This is a genomic window from Arthrobacter sp. FW306-1B-F12A, assembly GCF_058781865.1.
Genome location: NZ_JBYSXD010000099.1, coordinates 1 through 3,008 on the forward strand (window position 1 = coordinate 1; position 3,008 = coordinate 3,008).

Here is a 3,008-nt window from a genome sequence, read left to right on the forward strand (position 1 = left end):
GCTGGGATGCGAAGGTTCACTCTGGCCTCGCCCCCGATGCGGACATCTCTCTACGTGTTCAGCCTCGATTTACACGGAGAAGCGCCACCGACCACACGGAGATTGCCCGATTCCACACTGAAATTCGGGTCTCCCAGCACTGAGTTTCCTCTTTTCAACACTGAGACGGCTTTTTCGCCCTTAGCCTTCTTCACAAGGCCGGTCCAACGAGCAGCGGGGATCCGATGGCCGCTCTGGAGGATCAGTGCGACACGCAACTTATTGGGGGTGGGGATTGAAGCTGAGTCAGCAACAGAACATGGCAACAGCTGGAGACCATTGGATTACGGGTGTCCACAGGCTGAGGAGTTCACCATGAAAAGGAACTCGATCATTTGGCTTCTACTCGCTCTCGTTTTCGGTTTCTACTCGGCATACATCTTTTCCACCATGCAGAGCGACTCACGGTGGGGCATCGTTTCCGGAGTAGTCCTCGCAGCGGCTTCACTTTTTTCGCTGTGGAAGTTCGTGCGTTGCGCCAGGGCATCAGAGATCGAACGAAACGGCCAGTAACACCCGTTCCCCGGTTGGTGGGCAGGCTTTCCGTTATACCGGCGGATCTTACCCCTGAGGGCGGGCATTAGAGGGGAGGGGCGTGCTCTACTACCTAGATGAGCTCAGGACCGCGATGGATGCGGCTCCGGGCCGGCGTCGATACAACTTGCTCAGTGGCGTGCTCTTCGTCGTGATCGCGGGCGCTCTCTTCGTCGCTGGAGCACCATTTCCCGTCTTTGTTGCGTTCTTTTGCGCTTCTTTCGTCCTCGACATCGCTCTTGTTGTCAGATGGGCCCGCAGAGACGCTTTGGCGGCCTATCGCCAAGCAGAGAGCGAACCCTAGCGTCTGCCTTTTGATGACTTCCTTTGCTCACCAGACCCCGGAAGGTCCGACAGTAATTTACAACTGGCGCCCGAAGAGACGTTCATTCGCGCGCTTGCAGTTGTGCTTGCTCCCCTGTAGCTGTTCTGGCTCTCTGCGTTTGGGGCGCATTGAGCGGCGCTGTGCCTAACGAAGCCATACGCTGGTGCATCAATGCAAGCAAGCCGACGCTCAAAGCCGTGTACATGCACTGGGCGGCGAATGCATCAGTTCTGTTCTTCCTCCATTTCTCAAGCCCCTAGCGCAACGGGTCCAAAACGAACCTGCCGGTGCAATTTCATGGGTCATTGTTCAACTCGCTCCGAAGAGGTAATGGATGGAAGGCTCGAAAGGACCGGACGAAAAAGTGTGGATATCGCGCTTCGGAAAGGCCGGGCTCATGACGATCATTTTGATGCTTGTCAACAACAGTTTGTGGACTGGCAGAAATGTAATTCGGGAGGCATTGACGGTCGCCCTAGCGTTTGCTCTTTCGCTTAGCTCCGTAGCCCTATCTGACTTTGCGAGCCACTGGCTTAAGTCTCGTCGGAAAAAGGACTAGGACGCCTAAGCCCTCGGACCTGACCCCACCCCGGTGTCCAGGGATCGATTGCCGAGGCACGGGCGCTGATGGATCCCGCATCCACAGACTCGACCATGCTCCGTGTTACTTATCAGTAACACGGAGACGAGACTCCGTGAACGCCATTTGCGCCTCCGTGTACGGCCTATTTGCACGGAGATTTGGGTTTCAGACCACTGAGTTTTCCGATTTCACCACTGAGACGGGGAAAACATGCCTTTGGATTGTGACTGGGACCGGGACCTCTGGTCCCAGTCACAACCTGAGGAGGAATCATGGAAGCAACGATCCGTCCGTCCATCAAGTCGGTCACTTTCGCAACTGCGGTCAGCATGGCAGGACTTGCCCTTGCCAGCGTGAGCGTCATGTACATCGCCGGAATGTTCGGTCTGTCCAGCACGTTCGCCTTACAGATCGTGAGTGCAGTAGAAGTCGGTGGAATTGCCCTTGCCATCGTGATGGGGGTGCTTTCCGGTGGGATAGCAGCGGCAGTGATCGCCACAACGCGATGGGCAATTCTCCGATGGGGTAAGAACGTGGCCGTCGCCTAGTCGCAGCCAAGCCGAAGAGTCAATTGCGCATGAGCGTCAGGAACGGCGATAAGCCATTGCTCCTCGTTGCGATGATGCTGTCCCTGGCGCTCATGCTGACCGGATTCATCATCGGTTTCCAAACGGATATGGCGGCTCAGCCCGAATCTCCTCAGCCGGTGCCCCCGGAGGTTGGCCTTACATGGCTATCCGCGCTGGGACGGATTCTCGCGGCAAATGTACCCGCCTTGTGTCTCTTGTTTTCCGGCGTCATTAGCGGGGGAGTCTCGACGCTGATCGCATGGCCACTTACAGCAATCTACATCGGCTCCACAATGCGCCTCGGTCGGACCCACATGGGAATTGGTGAGGTCGTGGCCTCGATTTGGATCTACGCACCGATCGAATTTCTAGGCCTTCTGCTCGGCGCCGGGGCTGGGCTCATACCCGTCGCTGCTGCGATCCGGTCAGCTCTATCCGCGTCTGAGGCAGCAGGACCGCTGCGGCAGTATCTCGCTACGTTCCCATTGGCCCTAAAGATCTTCGGAATTGCTTCAGTCCTTGTTCTGGCCGCGGCTCTCCTCGAAGCCACAGTTCTAGCTACAAAAGGATTCTCCCCATGACGTCATCGTCGTTGAGTGTAGAACAGCCGGGCGGAGATAAGCCCTCTCGGAGACCGCAAAGAAGCACGTCCCCTCTTGTTTGGATGTGTTCCACCGGGGCACTTTTGGGTCTCCTACTGTTGAGGAGCCAACAGCTTCACGAAGTCGTAGCAGGAAAAGTTGCGCAGACGGATGCCGCTAGGGCGATTAGTGACCCAGCGGTTATCGAGCTCGCCGTGAATGTGGGGTTCTACGTCGGAGTCGTGCTCTCAACACTACTTTCGACGCTGTACTTTTCGTTGACGTCCATCGCAGAGAGCAGGGACTGCCCCGGCTTTTGTTGACTCGGGGTCTTAGGCCGCTGTGAGCGCGGTCCGGTTGATTGTTTCATATTCGAT

General features: G+C 56.7%; 4 protein-coding genes. All 4 read left to right on the plus strand.

Annotated elements, in window-relative coordinates; all coding sequences use genetic code 11:
- Positions 1 to 354 precede the first annotated feature (354 nt).
- The 4 genes from AC3WJU_RS22335 to AC3WJU_RS22350 all read left to right on the plus strand — a co-directional run bounded on the left by AC3WJU_RS22335 (position 355) and on the right by AC3WJU_RS22350 (position 2,631).
- A complete protein-coding gene (locus AC3WJU_RS22335) occupies positions 355 to 552 on the plus strand; it encodes a hypothetical protein (protein WP_492260908.1) in 198 nt (65 codons plus the stop codon).
- Positions 553 to 634: 82 nt separating this feature from the next.
- Positions 635 to 877, plus strand: a complete 243-nt coding sequence (locus tag AC3WJU_RS22340) for a hypothetical protein (protein WP_492260909.1) — start codon at positions 635 to 637, stop codon at positions 875 to 877.
- 876 nt (positions 878 to 1,753) lie between these two features.
- Positions 1,754 to 2,029 (plus strand): hypothetical protein, encoded by a 276-nt coding sequence (locus AC3WJU_RS22345; RefSeq protein ID WP_492260910.1) that lies wholly within the window; start codon positions 1,754 to 1,756, stop codon positions 2,027 to 2,029.
- Positions 2,030 to 2,058: 29 nt separating this feature from the next.
- Entirely contained in the window at positions 2,059 to 2,631 is a 573-nt protein-coding gene (locus tag AC3WJU_RS22350) for a hypothetical protein (protein WP_492260911.1), read from the plus strand.
- Positions 2,632 to 3,008 lie beyond the last annotated feature (377 nt).

Coding starts and splice junctions, on each gene's coding strand:
- AC3WJU_RS22335 (WP_492260908.1), top strand. CDS start 355: ATGAAAAGGAACTCGATCATTTGGCTTCTACTCGCTCTCGTTTTCGGT.
- AC3WJU_RS22345 (WP_492260910.1), top strand. CDS start 1,754: ATGGAAGCAACGATCCGTCCGTCCATCAAGTCGGTCACTTTCGCAACT.
- AC3WJU_RS22350 (WP_492260911.1), top strand. CDS start 2,059: ATGAGCGTCAGGAACGGCGATAAGCCATTGCTCCTCGTTGCGATGATG.